Raw genomic sequence first — 13,601 nt, 5'->3', positions numbered from 1 at the left:
TGTCCGAATAGCCGAGATCGAATTTGCGAACCGCCGATCTCTTGTTACCGTCTCAGTAGCCCGGTTGCTGGTGCATCCCCCGTCGCCAGCAATCGGGCCTTTTCATGCCCGCGTCCGGTGTACGGACCGTAGTGATTCGTCAACTCCCGTTTGACCGCTGGGAGTTGCCCACGACAGGGTCCCCGGAACCGGCGTCCCCCGAGTTGCTCGCGGAGCGCAGCAGCAGTGGGCCGTCGCCGTCGCGTGCCGCGAACTCCGTGACGGCCGTGTAGGCGTCCAGCGTGCCCCGGGTGTGCTCCCGGGGCGTCTCACAGGTGGCGGGCTCGTCGTCGGCGGCGGCATCGGCCGCGCAGTGCGTCTGGACGGTGCGGCCGTTCGGGCCCAGGAGGCTCAGCTCACCCTCCAGGGGCGCCCCGGTGGCGTTGCGGTAGTAGGTGCGCGCCCAGGTGTCCGCGCCCTGGGCCATCACACAGGTCTGCGCCTCGACGCCGTCCGGCGAGGTGAGTTCGGGACCGCAGCGGGCGGCCGTGGCGAGGCCCAGGCCGAGCACCAGCGGGGACCGGGCGGGCAACGGCAGCTTCTCGTCGTCGTGCCGGGCGGGGGGTACGGCGGCGTCGCCCACCTGTCCTGCGGACGCCACGGCCAGCGGCAGCGCGACCGCGCACACCATGACGCCCGCGAGGGCGAGGAGACGCACGTTCATGTGCGGAGGGTAACCAGGCGGACGCGACAAGCCGGGTTCTCGCGCCCGACACCCCTACAACTCGGGTGCGCTCACACCCGTACGGGTGAGGGCGTCGACCACGGCGTCCACCACGGCCTCCACGTCGGGCACCCAGGGCTTGGCCGAGCCGGGCAGCGGGGCCCGCTCCCAGCGGATGGCGCCCTGGCCGGTCTCGGAGGGCGGCAGGGCGAGATAGCCGCCCTCGCCGTGGAAGCGGAGCGAGCCGGGGACGAAGTCCTTGGCGTAGAGCAGCTCGCCCAGCTGCTCCATGGAGTACGGCTTGACGAGCAGCGCCCAGCGGGTGGGCGCGGCGACCACCGGACCGAGGCGCATGCCGCGGCGGTCGAGGAGGGCGAGGGCGCGGGAGGCGGCGAGGGCCGGCAGGCTGACCGCGCAGGGTGCCTTGCCGCCGGCAGCACCGGTGGCGAGGACGATCGGGGCCGTCGGCCGGTTCCCCCACCACCAGCGGACCATGCGCTCGTCGGTGGTGGCGGCGAGCAGGCCGGGGTCGAAGGGGTGTGCACCGGGCACCGTGCACTCGGGGTCGGGACACGCGCACCGGGCCCGCCCCTGAGGGTCGGGAGCCACGCCCGGGAGTACGGGCCACTGCCATTCCGTCGCGAAGGTCAGGGCCGCGCCGAGAAAGTCAGGCCCCTTGTCGTTCCGCCTGGACAGGAGCCTGCGTCGCCTTCCGAGGATCTCGCGCATGAGCGCTCGTTCCTTTCCGTTGCACCGCTGGCAACACCGTGGACCACATCACATCATGTGTCGATCACTTCACTGTGCGTACCTGTTGGCGCATCACACCCCTGCACTGGGCAAGGGGAACCCCTGGGGGTCGAGCGGGGGCCGCGCCCGCGTTCACAAGAACTGCGTCGTACTGCTCGTACCGCGTGCTGCTCGTACTGCTCGTACTGCGTCTATCAAAAGCACGGCCACGGCGTGGGGGTGGCGAAGTCTGGCGTTTTGCCGTTCCGAGTGTTTCTCTCCGCCTCCGCCACGGGAGGATGGGGCACGGTCGTCGGTGGTTAAGACGCCCGGGTCCGTCGCCAGGTTCCGGGTGGTCCCCAACCACCCCTGGCCTTCTCCGAGTACGTACCCATCACGACCGCTGTGACGCTCCGTGGAGCAAGGCCAGTCGACCGCAATGAACCGTCGCCCGAGTCAGTTTTAAGCCAACTTTGCTTTTACGCAAGCCGTCCGGGAGAACCCCTCAAGAGGCCCACGGACACCAGGAATCCCGGCAGGACAATGCTGGACATCCCCTCACGAGTGCGTGTACATGTGGAGACACTGCCAGCGGTGCAGAAAGACATGGGGGTTTGCGATGCTTTTGAGCAATACGCACAGGTCTGAAAGCCGGACGCGATGAACGCCCCGCACCCTCCGAAAGTGGCTGGAATCGATTCAACGGTCCCCACTCCCGCACACACTGTCGCGCCGGTTCCCCCCGCCCCGGCCGCACCTCCCGTCCCGAAGACCCCCGCCGTCCCGGCGCCCGGCACCGTCCTCCAGGACCGGCTGGCCGGCTGGGTCTCCGACCTCACCACCCTCCATGAACTGGCCGAACGGCTCGCCCGCACCGACGCGCTGGAGCCGGCCCTCCGGGAGCTGCTGCGCGCCGGTGCCGCCCTGGTGGGCGCCCGGCGCGGTCTGGTGGCGCTGGAGCCCGCCGACGCACTCGGCCCGCACACCACGCTCGGCCTCGGGCTCGGCCGCGCGGACCTCGGCCACCTGGAGACCGTCCCGCGCGGCGCACTGCCGTACGACAGCGGTACCGCCGAGACCGTGCACCCCGACCTGTTCGCCGAGGACGGCCTCGACCCGCGCCACCGCGAGGTCGCCGCCCGCCTCGGCTACGCCGCCAGCTACGCGCTCCCCCTCGTCACCGACGCGGCCGACCGCCTCGGCGCAGTCGCCTGGCTGTACGACGAGCCGGCCGAGCCGCACGAGCGCCAGCGCCACCTCGCCGGCCTGTACGTCAGGTACGCGGCCGAGCACCTGGCCCGGCTGCTGGAGGTCGAGCGCACGCGCGCGTGCATGGCGACCATCGCCGAGGAACTGCTCCCCTCCCGGCTGCCCCGGGTGGCCGGCGTCCAGCTCGCCGCCCGGCACCGCACCGGCCCGCGCGGCGGCGGCGACTGGTACGACGCGCTGCCGCTGCCCGACGCCGCCCTCGGCCTCGCCGTCGGCTCGGTCACCGGCTCCGGGCCGAGCGCGGTCGCCGCGATGGGCCGGCTGCGCGCCTCGCTGCGGGCCTACGCCGTGATGGAGGGCGAGGACCCGGTCGCGGTCCTCTCCGACCTGGAACTGCTGCTGCGGCTGACCGAACCGGCCCGCTCCGCCACCGCCCTGTTCGCCTACTGCGAGCCCGCGGTGCGCAAGGTCACCCTCGCCGGGGCAGGGCACAGCCCGCCGCTGCTGATCGGGGAGCACCGCACGGAGTTCGCGGAGACCTCGGTGTCCGCGCCGCTCGGCATGCTCGCCTGCTGGGAGGCGCCCAGCGTGGAGATCGAGGCGGAGGCCGGCGAGACCGTGCTCCTCTACACGGACGGGCTGCTGCACCGCACCGGCGACCCCATGGACCGCGCCTTCGCCCGGCTGCACACGGCCGCCGCGAGCATCCCGCGCGCGCTGCGCCACGACCCCGGTGCGATCGCCGACCACGTCCTGCGCACGGTGCTGCCGAACGGCCTGGACGAGGCCGACAGCGAGGAGGACGTGGTGCTGCTGGCGGCCCGGTTCGACTGACCGGTCAGTCAGAAGAGGTCGGAAGAAGTTCAGAAGGAGGGTCGGAAGGCGGAGGCGGAGACACCTCACACGGCTGCGGGCACCGAGTCCCTGGGACGCCGTCCGGTACGACCGTACGATGGACGGGATTCACTGCAGTGTCGAGGAGGATGACCGTGTCCGACGAGCTCAACCCGGAAAATCCGGAGACCCCGGAGACCGAGTCGGAAGAGCCGATCAAGCAGCGCAAGAACGGCCTGTACCCGGGCGTGTCCGACGAGCTCGCCGAGAGCATGAAGTCCGGCTGGGCCGACACGGAGCTGCGCGATCTCAAGCCCATCGAGCAGGCCGGGCACACCGCCCGCCGCCGCGCCGAGCTGTCCGCCCGCTTCCCGGGCGAGCGCCTGGTGATCCCGGCCGGGAACCTGAAGACCCGCTCGAACGATACGGACTACCCGTTCCGGGCGTCCGTCGAGTACGTCTACCTCACCGGGAACCAGACCGAGGACGGCGTACTCGTCCTGGAGCCGAAGGACGACGGCCATGTGGCCACCGTCTACCTGCTCCCCCGCTCCGACCGCGAGAACGGCGAGTTCTGGCTCTCCGGCCAGGGCGAGCTGTGGGTCGGCCGCCGCCACTCCCTCACCGAGTCCGAGGCGCTCTACGGCATCCCCGCCGCCGACGTCCGCGAACTCGCCGACAAGCTGCGCGAGGCCACCGGCCCGGTGCGGGTCGTCCGCGGGTACGACGCCGGCATCCAGGCCGCGCTGACCGACAAGGTCACCGCCGAGCGCGACGAGGAGCTGCGGGTCTTCCTCTCCGAGGCGCGACTGGTCAAGGACGAATGGGAGGTCGGCGAGCTGCAGAAGGCCGTCGACTCCACGGTCCGCGGCTTCGAGGACGTCGTGAAGGTCCTCGACAAGGCCGAGGCCACGAGCGAGCGCTACATCGAGGGCACGTTCTTCCTCCGCGCGCGTGTGGAGGGCAACGACATCGGCTACGGCTCCATCTGCGCGGCCGGTCCGCACGCCTGCACGCTGCACTGGGTCCGCAACGACGGCCCGGTGCGCTCGGGCGACCTGCTGCTCCTGGACGCCGGTGTCGAGACGCACAGCCTCTACACCGCCGACGTCACGCGGACGCTGCCGGTCAACGGCACGTACAGCGAGATCCAGAAGAAGATCTACGACGCCGTGTACGACGCCCAGGAGGCCGGCATCGCGGCGGTGCAGCCGGGCGCCAAGTACCGCGACTTCCACGATGCCGCGCAGCGGGTGCTGGCCGAGCGGCTCGTCGAGTGGGGGCTCGTGGAGGGGCCGGTGGAGCGGGTGCTCGAACTGGGTCTGCAGCGCCGCTGGACGCTGCACGGCACCGGGCACATGCTCGGGCTCGACGTCCACGACTGTGCTGCCGCGCGGACCGAGACGTATGTGGAGGGCGTCCTGGAGGCGGGGGTGGTGCTGACCGTCGAGCCGGGACTGTACTTCCAGGCCGACGACCTGACCGTGCCCGAGGAGTACCGGGGGATCGGTGTCCGGATCGAGGACGACATCCTGGTGACGGCCGACGGGAACCGGAACCTCAGCGCAGGGCTGCCTCGGCGGTCGGACGAGGTCGAGAGCTGGATGGCTTCGCTCAAGGGCTGACCGATGTGAAATGGCCGGGTACCAAGTGGGTGCCCGGCCATCGTTGCGTTCTGCAGGTGATCGGTGGCTGGTCGCGCAGTTCCTCCCCCAGCCTTCGGCCGGGGGTACCGCCAGCGCCCCTATCGGGGCGCTGCAGGCAGCGCATCCAAGAACAGGGCGCCGGCCAGCAGGCCCGCGCTGCCGCGCGGGCTCCAGCCCTTTTCGTGCAGGTCCGCGTCAAAGGTGCGGAGCGCCTCCGCGCCTGCCTCAGTCGCCGTGCCGCCCGCCTCCAGTATTTCCCGCGCCCCAGCCTGCACCTGGCGCAGCCCCAACGGGCCCGCCTCGTAGAGGAGTTCGGTGTCCTGGAGGGTGCACATCACGGTCAGTAAGGCGTCCAGGCGGGCCTGGTTCTCGGTGGCGCCCGCCGTGCGGGCCGTGGCCAGGGCGTCCAACGCCCTGCGTACGTGCGGGAATCCGGCCCTTGCCTCGCCCCGGGCGCCGGCCGCGCCGTACTTGACGGAGATCGACGAACCCCGGGAGGGGCGCTTGGGGGCGCCCTTGTCGTTGAACGCGGCGATCTTCCGGGCGTTCGCGGCGATCTCGCGGGCCTTGGCGCGGGGGTCCAGGGCGACCGCGGCGACCAGGAAGCCGAGGGCCCACAGGGCGCCCTTGTGGCCGCCGCCGGCCAGGCCGACCGAGTGCTCGGTGCACCGGCCGATCGCGCCCAGTTCCGCCCGCAGCACCGGCGTGGCTTCGCCGGTACGGCGGGCGGAGGCGGCCATCGCCGCGAGGCCGGGCGCCAGCGCCTTGGCCGACCAGCGCAGACTGTCGTGCTCCCGGCGCGTACTGCGGGCGTCCAGGTCACGCGGGTCGGGCAGGCCCGGCTTGGGAGCCAGTGCCAGCTGACCGGTGAGCGCGGCCACGGCGGCCTGCGCCAGCGCGTCGTCCTCGCGGCTTGTCATGTCCCTTACCTTATGAGGAGGCGGAGGCCGAAGGGGAGGCGCTGTCGCTCGGCGGGGTGCCGGTCGGCGCGTCGCTCGGCGGGGTGCCGCCGCCACCGCTGCCGGCGCCCGTGTTCTCGGCGTCCGGGTCGACGGCCAGGGCCAGGGATCCCTTGTAGCCCTTCGAGGGGTCCTTCTTGTGCACGGCCTTCAGGGTCAGCAGACCGCTGGAGGCACCGCCGCCGTCGTACACCATGTCGTTGGCGAGCGTGGTGTAGCTGCCGGTGTGCTTCGAGTAGGGGTCGAGCGTGAAGATCTCCTCGGCGATGTCGTCGGCGAAGAACAGCTGGCCGGTGTAGTTGACCTTGCCGCCCTCGTAGGTGCCGTCCTCCTTCTCGCCGCCCGTGTGCACCTTCACGTGGATGTGGCAGGTGCGCGGGGTGTACCAGCCCGGGAAGATCGTCTCGAACTTGACGACCCCGTTGGCGTTGGCGATCTGGTAGCCGCGCAGGTAGGTGTTGTCGTTGGCGGAGTCGCCCTCCTCGCTCTCCGCGGGGGCGGAGCCGCCGGGGTTGGCGGTGGTGTAGCCGGAGTAGTAGCCCCAGGCGTCGCAGTGCCAGATCTCGACCGCGGCGCCCTTGACCGGGGTGCAGCCGTCGGTGGCGTCGACGACGGTCAGGCGCAGGGTCAGCGGAACGCCGGCCTTGCCCTCGGTGATGTCCTTGCGCACCAAGGCACCATCGAGGTAGTACGGCCCTTCCGTGACGCTGCTCATCAGCGTCATGCACTCACTGCTGGTGGAACTCGCGGAGGCCGTGGCATCCGCATCGGTGCTGGTGTCGGTCGTGTCGGCGAAGGCCGACTGGAAGCCGGCGACCGCGAGGCCGCCGGCCGCCACCGTGCCGCCGGAGACCGCGAGGGCACGGCGGCGGGTGATCGACGTGTTTTTGTGGTTTCCCGTCATGGCCGACGAAGCTAGGAACGCCGTTTGTCAGAGGCATGGGCAGGGGCTGGCAACGACCTGTGAACGCCCAGGAAGCTGAACCAGTCGGGAAGCCACTGGTCACAGCGCCGGGGCGCGGCCGTGCAGGATCCGCTGGAACAGCCGGCTGTCCCGCCATTCTCCATTGATGTGCAGATACTGCGGAGCATCCCCGATCGTCTCGAACCCGCATTTCTTCAGCACGCGTTGGGACGTCGTGTTCTCGATCAGGGTGGACGCCTCGATCCGGTGAAGTCCCACCACATCCCGGGCGATCTCGCAGACCCGCTCCAGGGCGGCGGTGGCCAGACCTCGACCCTGCTGATCACCGGCCACCCAATAGCCGACGTAGGAACTGCAGAAAGGGCCCAGGGAAATTCCGGAAAGGGTGATCGCCCCGACGATCCGGCCGTCCTGGGACGACTCCATGATCCAGGGGGCCATGAGGCCGTCTGCGGCCTGCCCCAGCAGGCCTTCGATGCGCTCGGTCTGACCGTCGACGGTGAAGAAGGACTCGGGTCTGACCGGTTCCCAGGGTTCGAGATGACGTCGGTTGCCGACGTATGCGGCGCACAGCGATTTCGCGTCGCCGACGGCAATGGGACGCAATATCACGCCGGGGATGAGCAGGCTTTCTTTAATCTTTCTGAGAATCATGCGCGCACCCTAGCGCGGGTGTTATGCGGGGGCGAGAGTCATGCCGAAAGCAGGGAAGGATCTTTCTTCCACTTGAGGATCTTGTCGAAGCTGACCACGGTGCCGCCGCGGCCCGGCTTGTTGCCGATGTGGACGTGATCCGCGAGTTCTCTGATGAGACAGAGACCTCTCCCGTTCTCGGCGTCGGGACGGGCGGGTCTGATGTCCTGGGTACGGGCGAACCCGGGAGCGAGCCCCGGGCCCGAATCGGCCACTTCGATACGGCACTTCTCGCCGTCCAGGTAGGCGGTGACCCGGTACGCCTCCGAGGTGCGGCCGGCCCCGCCGTGCTCGACGGCGTTCGCGCAGGCCTCGCTGAGGGCGACGGAGAGGTCGTAGGAGATGTCGGGGTCGACGCCCGCCGTCTCCATCGTGCCGATCAGCAGCCGGCGGGCGAGCGGCACGCTCGCGGCCTCACGCCGCAGATGGAGTGACCACCAGATGCTCATGCTCCAGCCTCCTGGCCGCGGCTCGACATACCGATACCTATTGCCACCCGTGCGCGGGTGTAAGCACTCCGTTCATGTGAGAACGCCCATCCGGGGGATGCGCGGGTGGAGGTTTCGGTGTATGAGCGGGTGGTTCGCCACAAGGATGATCTTTCGGTTCTTTCTCCCGAACACCGCCCCTGGGCGCAACGGAATCTTCCGGACCTGACGTAAAGCGAGTGCGGGTCCAGTGCGATGATGAGCGCGCCATGACTGCCCCCCACCCGCGCGCGGCGCGCACCGGAAGCGGACTGCGGCTCCTGCGGGCCGCGGTGTTCGCCGCGCTCTGCGTCGTGCTGGCCGCGGCGGGGCACACCCTGGCCTCCTGCGCGACCGTTCCGCTGTGGACGCTCGGCGCGGGCTTCCTGGGCACCCTGGCGCTCGTCGCCCCGCTGACCGGCCGGGCCCGCTCGCTGCCCGGGATCGTGGCGCTGCTCGCGGTCATGCAGACCGTCCTCCACACGCTGTTCGGGCTCGGTCAGCACGGCGGGTCCATGATGTCCGGCGGCTCGATGTCGATGTCCTCGATGTCCGCCATGCCGTCGATGGCGGCCACGTCGTCGCTGTCCATGAGCGACGCCTCGCTGGTGGAGCGGGCCGCACGGCTGGTGTGCGGGGCCGGGGCCGCGCAGATCAGCCCCGCCCACGCGTACAAGATCCTCACGGACGCGCATCTCAGCACCTCGGCTCCGGCCACCGGCACGAGCGGGGCGGCCCATGCGGCGGACGCCACCGGGGCCTCCGGCTCGCTGCTGCCCTCCGTGCCCATGCTGCTCGGACACGTTCTCGCGGCCGTCGTGGCCGGGTGGCTGCTGCGCCGGGGCGACCTGGCGCTGCTGCGGCTGATCCAGTTGTCGGCCGATTCGGCGCACGGGGTCGCCGAGGGGGCGCTGATCCGTTCCCTGCGCGGGGCGCTCGCGCTGGCGCGCGCCCTCTGCGCCGGGCTCGTGGCCGTACCCGAGGCACCCGCGCGTGGCCGTCGTAGCGCCTGGGACATACCGCCCGCCCCGCGCACCCTCGCACTCCAGCACTCCGTGATCCGGCGGGGGCCGCCCGCGGCCGCCGCCGTACTCGTTCTCGCCGCCTGACACGACGCGACCAGAGCACTCCCCGGGGTCTGCCCGGATCCGGAGGGGCCGGCCGCCGTCGTGCGGCACGCGCGCGTGCGCTGTCCGTCGGCCCCCTTTCGACTGTCGACCGTCGGCTTTGACCGTCGGCTTTCGACTTCGGGCTTTCGGCTTTCCACGCGCCCCTCAACGACAGAACTCACTCGGAGTGGAGTGCTCCCTGCCATGAAGGCTTCCGCCATGTCCGCCATGAAGGCCTCTCGTATCGCCGCCGTCGCCGCCGTCACGGGTACGGCCGTACTGGCCGTCGCCTCGCCCGCGTTCGCGCACGTCAGCGTGCAGCCCGAGGGCACCGCCGCCAAGGGCGGTTACGCGGTCATCGACTTCAAGGTCCCCAACGAGCGCGACAACGCCTCGACCACCAAGGTCGAGGTCAACTTCCCCGCCGACCACCCGATCGCGTCCGTGATGCCGCAGCCGATGGCCGGCTGGAAGATCGACGTCACCAAGTCCAAGCTGGCCAAGCCGCTGGAGATGCACGGCGAGAAGATCGACCAGGCGGTCACCAAGGTCACCTGGACCGCCGAGGACAAGGGCATCGAGCCGGGCTACTTCCAGAAGTTCCCGCTCTCCGTGGGCGCCCTGCCCGAGAACACCGACGAACTGGTCTTCAAGGCGGTCCAGACGTACTCCAACAAGGAGGTCGTCCGCTGGATCGAGGTCCAGCAGGAGGGCCAGGAAGAGCCGGAGAACCCGGCCCCGGTCCTCGCGCTGTCCGCCGCCACCGATGATCACCACGGCTCGACGACCGCCGAGGACACCGCGGCCAAGACCGAGACCACGGCCTCCTCCGACGACTCCGGCTCCTCCGGCGGCGCTGACACCACCGCCCGCGTCCTCGGCGTCGTCGGCATCGTCGTCGGCGCGGCCGGGGTCGCCTACGGCGTCCTCGCCGGCCGCCGCCGGTCCACCACCGGCACCGAGGCCTGAGTTCCGCGTCCGTAACGCGCACAGGGGGTCGTGCGACGCTGTCGTACGACCGCCACAGCCGTGGTCCGTCAGCCGTGGTCCGTCACCGCGGTCCGGCAGCCGCGGTGCGTCGCTGTCACAGCTGTCGGACAGCTGTCGTACGGCCCCCCGGTGCGCGCCGGATCTCTCACATCTGGGACATTTTCGTATGCGCAAGAAGACGTTCGCCGCGGCCGCGCTGCTCGCCGCCGCCACCCTGACCCTCTCCGCCTGCGGCAGCGGCGACGACGACGCGAAGTCACCCGTCACCGTGGTCTCCGGAGACACCTCGAACAAGGCCGCGACCATCCTGGACACGCCCTTCGAGAAGCCGGACCTGGTGCTCACCGACACCCAGGGCAAGAAGTACGACCTGCGCGCGGAGACCAAGGGCAGGCCGACGCTGATCTACTTCGGCTACACGCACTGCCCCGACGTCTGCCCGCTGACCATGAACAACCTCGCGGTCGCCAAGAAGGCGCTGTCCAAGGCCGACCAGGCGAAGCTGCGGGTCGTGTTCGTCACCACCGACCCGGCCCGCGACACCCCGTCCGAGCTCGGCAAGTGGCTCAAGGGCATCGACCCGAGCTTCGTGGGGCTGACCGGCGACTTCGCCACCATCCAGGCCGGCGCCCGTACCCTCGGCATCTCCATCGAGCCGACCCACAAGGACAAGAAGACCGGCAAGGTCGTCTCGGTGCACGGCACTCAGGTCATCGCGTTCTCGCCGAAGACCGACGGCGGATACGTCCTCTACGGCGAGGACGCCACCGTCGACGACTACACCAAGGACCTCCCCAAGCTGATCCAGGGGAAGAACCCGTGAAACCCATGAATCCCATAAAACCCGTGAAACCCCTCGCGCTGACCGGGATAGCGATCACGGGGGCTCTTGTCCTCGCGGGCTGCGGCGGCTCCGGCTCCTCGGGCCCCTCGGGCTCCTCAGGGGCCGAGTTGTCCGTCGGTGCCTCCTACATGCCCCAGCCGGTCTCCGCCGACATGGCCGCCGGATTCCTGACGATCACCAACAAGGGCGGCACGCAGGACGAGTTGACCTCCGTCACCAGCGACTCCGCCGGTGAGATCACCATGCACGAGACCAACGGCGGTGCGATGGAGGAGGTCACCTCCTTCGAGGTGCCCGCACACGGTCAACTCGTGTTCAAAAGTGGTGGCAACCATCTGATGTTCGAGAAGCTGAAGCGCCGCCCGGAGCAGGGCGACACGATCACCTTGAAACTCAAGTTCGCCGAATCCGGTCCGCTCACCGTCGAGATGCCGGTGAAGTCCGCCACGTACAACCCGTCGACCGGACACTGAGGGAGGACCGACCTTGATGCGGACCATCACCCCCCGCCTGCGCACCCTGGTGCTGCTGTTCCTGGCCGTCACCGGCGCGCTGCTGGCCGGCGCCGGGCCGGCCTCGGCGCACGCCGCGCTGACCGGCAGCGACCCCTCCCAGGGGGTGGTGGTCACCAAGGCGCCCGACCAGGTCTCGCTCACGTTCTCCGAGAACGTGTCCATGAACGACAACTCGATCCGGGTCCTCGACCCCAAGGGCAAGCGGGTCGACCTGGCCAAGCCGGCCAACCTGAGCGGCACGACGTACGGCGTGCAGCTCAAGAGCGGACTCGGCAAGGGCACGTACACCGTCGCCTGGCAGGTCGTCTCGGCGGACAGCCACCCCGTCGCCGGCGCCTTCACCTTCTCCGTCGGGGCGCCCTCCAGTACCGTCGCCTCGGTCGGGGACCAGGAGGCGGGCGGCGGGGTCGTCGGCTGGCTCTACGGCTTCGGGCGCTACATGTCGTACGCCGGGTACATCGTGCTCGTCGGCGGCGCGGCCTTCGTCCTCGCCTGCTGGCAGCGCGGCTCCGGCGTGCGGGCCATGCAGCGCCTGGTCGTCGGCGGCTGGCTGACGCTCACCGCCGCCACCCTCTGGCTGCTGCTCCTGCGCGGCTCCTACACGACCTCCGGCAGCGTCGGCGACATCTTCGACCTGAACCTCCTCGGCCAGGTGCTGCAGACCAAGACCGGCGCGGCCCTGGTCTCCCGGCTGCTGCTGCTCGCGGCGGCCGCCCTCTTCATCGCCGTCCTCTTCGGTGCCTACGACAAGCGCGAGGAAGAGGAGAAGCGCGACCTGACCTTCGGGCTCGCCATCGGCGGGACCGTCGTGGCCGCCGGGCTCGCGGCGAGCTGGGCCATGGCCGAGCACGCCTCCACCGGGCTCCAGCCGGGCATCGCGATGCCGGTCGACGTCATCCACCTGCTCGCCGTGGCCGCCTGGCTGGGCGGCCTCACCGCCCTGCTGGTCGCCCTCTACCGGGCGCCCGCCGACACCCCGGTCGAGTCCACCGCCGTACAGCGCTTCTCCCGCGTCGCCTTCGGGTCGGTGCTCGCGCTGGTCGCCACCGGCATCTACCAGTCCTGGCGCCAGCTCGGCTCCTGGTCGGCGTTCACCGACACGGCGTACGGCGAGCTGCTGCTCGTCAAGATCGGGCTCGTGGCGCTGCTCGTCGGCATCGCGTCCATCTCGCGACGGTGGACGGGGCGGCTCGCGGACGCGGCGGTGACGGAGACGGAGACGGAGGGCGCCGAAGAGGAAGAGGCGGCGGAGGAGACGAGGGAGACGGTCAAGGCGTCCGCCGCCACGGGGGAGGCCTCCGTCGAGACCGCCAGGTCCGGCATCGGCGTCTCCGGCAGCACGGGCGTCTCCGGCAAGGCCGGATCCGCCGACGACGGCCCCGAGCGGGCCGCCCAGCTCGCCCGGCAGCAGTCCGCCATGGACACCGCCCGGCAGAAGCGTCTCCGGGACGCCGACCCGCACCGGTTCGGCCTGCGCCGCTCGGTGCTCGCCGAGGCCGGGGTCGCCGTCGCCCTGCTCGCGGTCACGACCGTGCTGACGCAGACCGAGCCGGGCCGTACCGAGCAGGACGCCAAGGCCGCCACCGCGGCCGCCTCGTCCTCCTCGTCCTCCTCGGCGTCGAACTCGTCCTCGGGCGCACTGACCCTCGACATGTCCTTCGACACCGGCGGCAAGGACGGCAAGGGCGTCGTCCGCGTCGACCTGGACCCCGCGACCGTGGGCAGCAACGAGATGCACGTCTACGTCCAGCGCCCCAACGGCCGGGCCTTCGACATCCCCGAGGTGAAGGTCGCCTTCACCCTCGACGCCAAGAAACTCGGGCCGCTTCCCGTGAACCCCGACCACATCACCACCGGGCACTGGGCGGCCAACGGCGTGCAGATCCCCATCGCCGGCGACTGGAAGGTCTCCGTCACCGTGCGGACCTCCGACATCGACCAGGTGACCGTCTCCAAGAACGCGCAGATCGGCTGAACC

At 70.7% G+C, this 13,601-nt stretch carries 13 protein-coding genes; 7 read left to right on the top strand and 6 right to left on the bottom strand.

The features are described from left to right. Positions 1-139 precede the first annotated feature (139 nt). The gene (locus ABT137_RS11690) at positions 140-703 is read right to left on the bottom strand and encodes a hypothetical protein (RefSeq protein WP_351706236.1); all 564 of its coding nucleotides are present in this window, start codon (positions 701-703) and stop codon (positions 140-142) included. Positions 704-757: 54 nt separating this feature from the next. Next, the gene (locus ABT137_RS11685) at positions 758-1,432 is read right to left on the bottom strand and encodes a bifunctional DNA primase/polymerase (protein ID WP_351706233.1); all 675 of its coding nucleotides are present in this window, start codon (positions 1,430-1,432) and stop codon (positions 758-760) included. Positions 1,433-2,092: 660 nt separating this feature from the next. On the opposite strand from ABT137_RS11685, the gene ABT137_RS11680 reads away from it, so the two are divergent. Then, positions 2,093-3,475, top strand: a complete 1,383-nt coding sequence (locus tag ABT137_RS11680; protein ID WP_351706230.1) for a PP2C family protein-serine/threonine phosphatase — start codon at positions 2,093-2,095, stop codon at positions 3,473-3,475. Between the two features lie 155 nt (positions 3,476-3,630). Further along, a complete protein-coding gene (locus ABT137_RS11675) occupies positions 3,631-5,100 on the top strand; it encodes an aminopeptidase P family protein (RefSeq protein WP_351706227.1) in 1,470 nt (489 codons plus the stop codon). A 119-nt stretch (positions 5,101-5,219) separates the two neighbouring features. Here the strand turns inward: ABT137_RS11675 and ABT137_RS11670 are convergent, their stop codons facing one another. From ABT137_RS11670 to ABT137_RS11655, 4 genes are all read right to left on the bottom strand, one after another. After that, positions 5,220-6,041, bottom strand: coding sequence for a triphosphoribosyl-dephospho-CoA synthase (locus ABT137_RS11670; RefSeq protein WP_351706224.1), 822 nt, complete (start codon positions 6,039-6,041; stop codon positions 5,220-5,222). A 10-nt stretch (positions 6,042-6,051) separates the two neighbouring features. Further along, positions 6,052-6,984: an intradiol ring-cleavage dioxygenase gene (locus tag ABT137_RS11665; RefSeq protein ID WP_351706221.1), complete on the bottom strand. Its 933-nt coding sequence runs from the start codon at positions 6,982-6,984 to the stop codon at positions 6,052-6,054. 99 nt (positions 6,985-7,083) lie between these two features. Next, a complete protein-coding gene (locus tag ABT137_RS11660) occupies positions 7,084-7,659 on the bottom strand; it encodes a GNAT family N-acetyltransferase (protein ID WP_351706218.1) in 576 nt (191 codons plus the stop codon). Between the two features lie 38 nt (positions 7,660-7,697). Then, positions 7,698-8,147, bottom strand: coding sequence for an ATP-binding protein (locus tag ABT137_RS11655; protein ID WP_093500965.1), 450 nt, complete (start codon positions 8,145-8,147; stop codon positions 7,698-7,700). Positions 8,148-8,395: 248 nt separating this feature from the next. Here ABT137_RS11655 and ABT137_RS11650 point away from each other — a divergent pair, with 248 nt between their 5' ends. The 5 genes from ABT137_RS11650 (at position 8,396) to ABT137_RS11630 (ending at position 13,598) form a co-directional block, all read left to right on the top strand. After that, positions 8,396-9,274: a hypothetical protein gene (locus ABT137_RS11650; RefSeq protein ID WP_351706215.1), complete on the top strand. Its 879-nt coding sequence runs from the start codon at positions 8,396-8,398 to the stop codon at positions 9,272-9,274. 228 nt (positions 9,275-9,502) lie between these two features. Continuing rightward, positions 9,503-10,243, top strand: coding sequence for a YcnI family copper-binding membrane protein (locus ABT137_RS11645; protein ID WP_351706647.1), 741 nt, complete (start codon positions 9,503-9,505; stop codon positions 10,241-10,243). A 187-nt stretch (positions 10,244-10,430) separates the two neighbouring features. Next, complete coding sequence (locus tag ABT137_RS11640) at positions 10,431-11,087, top strand: SCO family protein (protein ID WP_351706212.1); 657 nt, start codon at positions 10,431-10,433, stop codon at positions 11,085-11,087. Between the two features lie 5 nt (positions 11,088-11,092). Next, positions 11,093-11,581 (top strand): copper chaperone PCu(A)C, encoded by a 489-nt coding sequence (locus ABT137_RS11635; RefSeq protein ID WP_351706644.1) that lies wholly within the window; start codon positions 11,093-11,095, stop codon positions 11,579-11,581. A gap of 13 nt (positions 11,582-11,594) precedes the next feature. Beyond that, on the top strand, positions 11,595-13,598 hold the full coding sequence (locus ABT137_RS11630) for a copper resistance CopC/CopD family protein (RefSeq protein WP_351706209.1): 2,004 nt from the start codon (positions 11,595-11,597) through the stop codon (positions 13,596-13,598). The last annotated feature ends 3 nt before the right edge of the window (positions 13,599-13,601 follow it).

Source organism: Streptomyces sp. NPDC001980 (genome assembly GCF_040296885.1).
GTDB lineage: Bacteria > Actinomycetota > Actinomycetes > Streptomycetales > Streptomycetaceae > Streptomyces.
The sequence above is the reverse complement of the archived record's forward strand: the minus strand, read 5'-3'. Positions and strand labels throughout refer to the sequence as shown.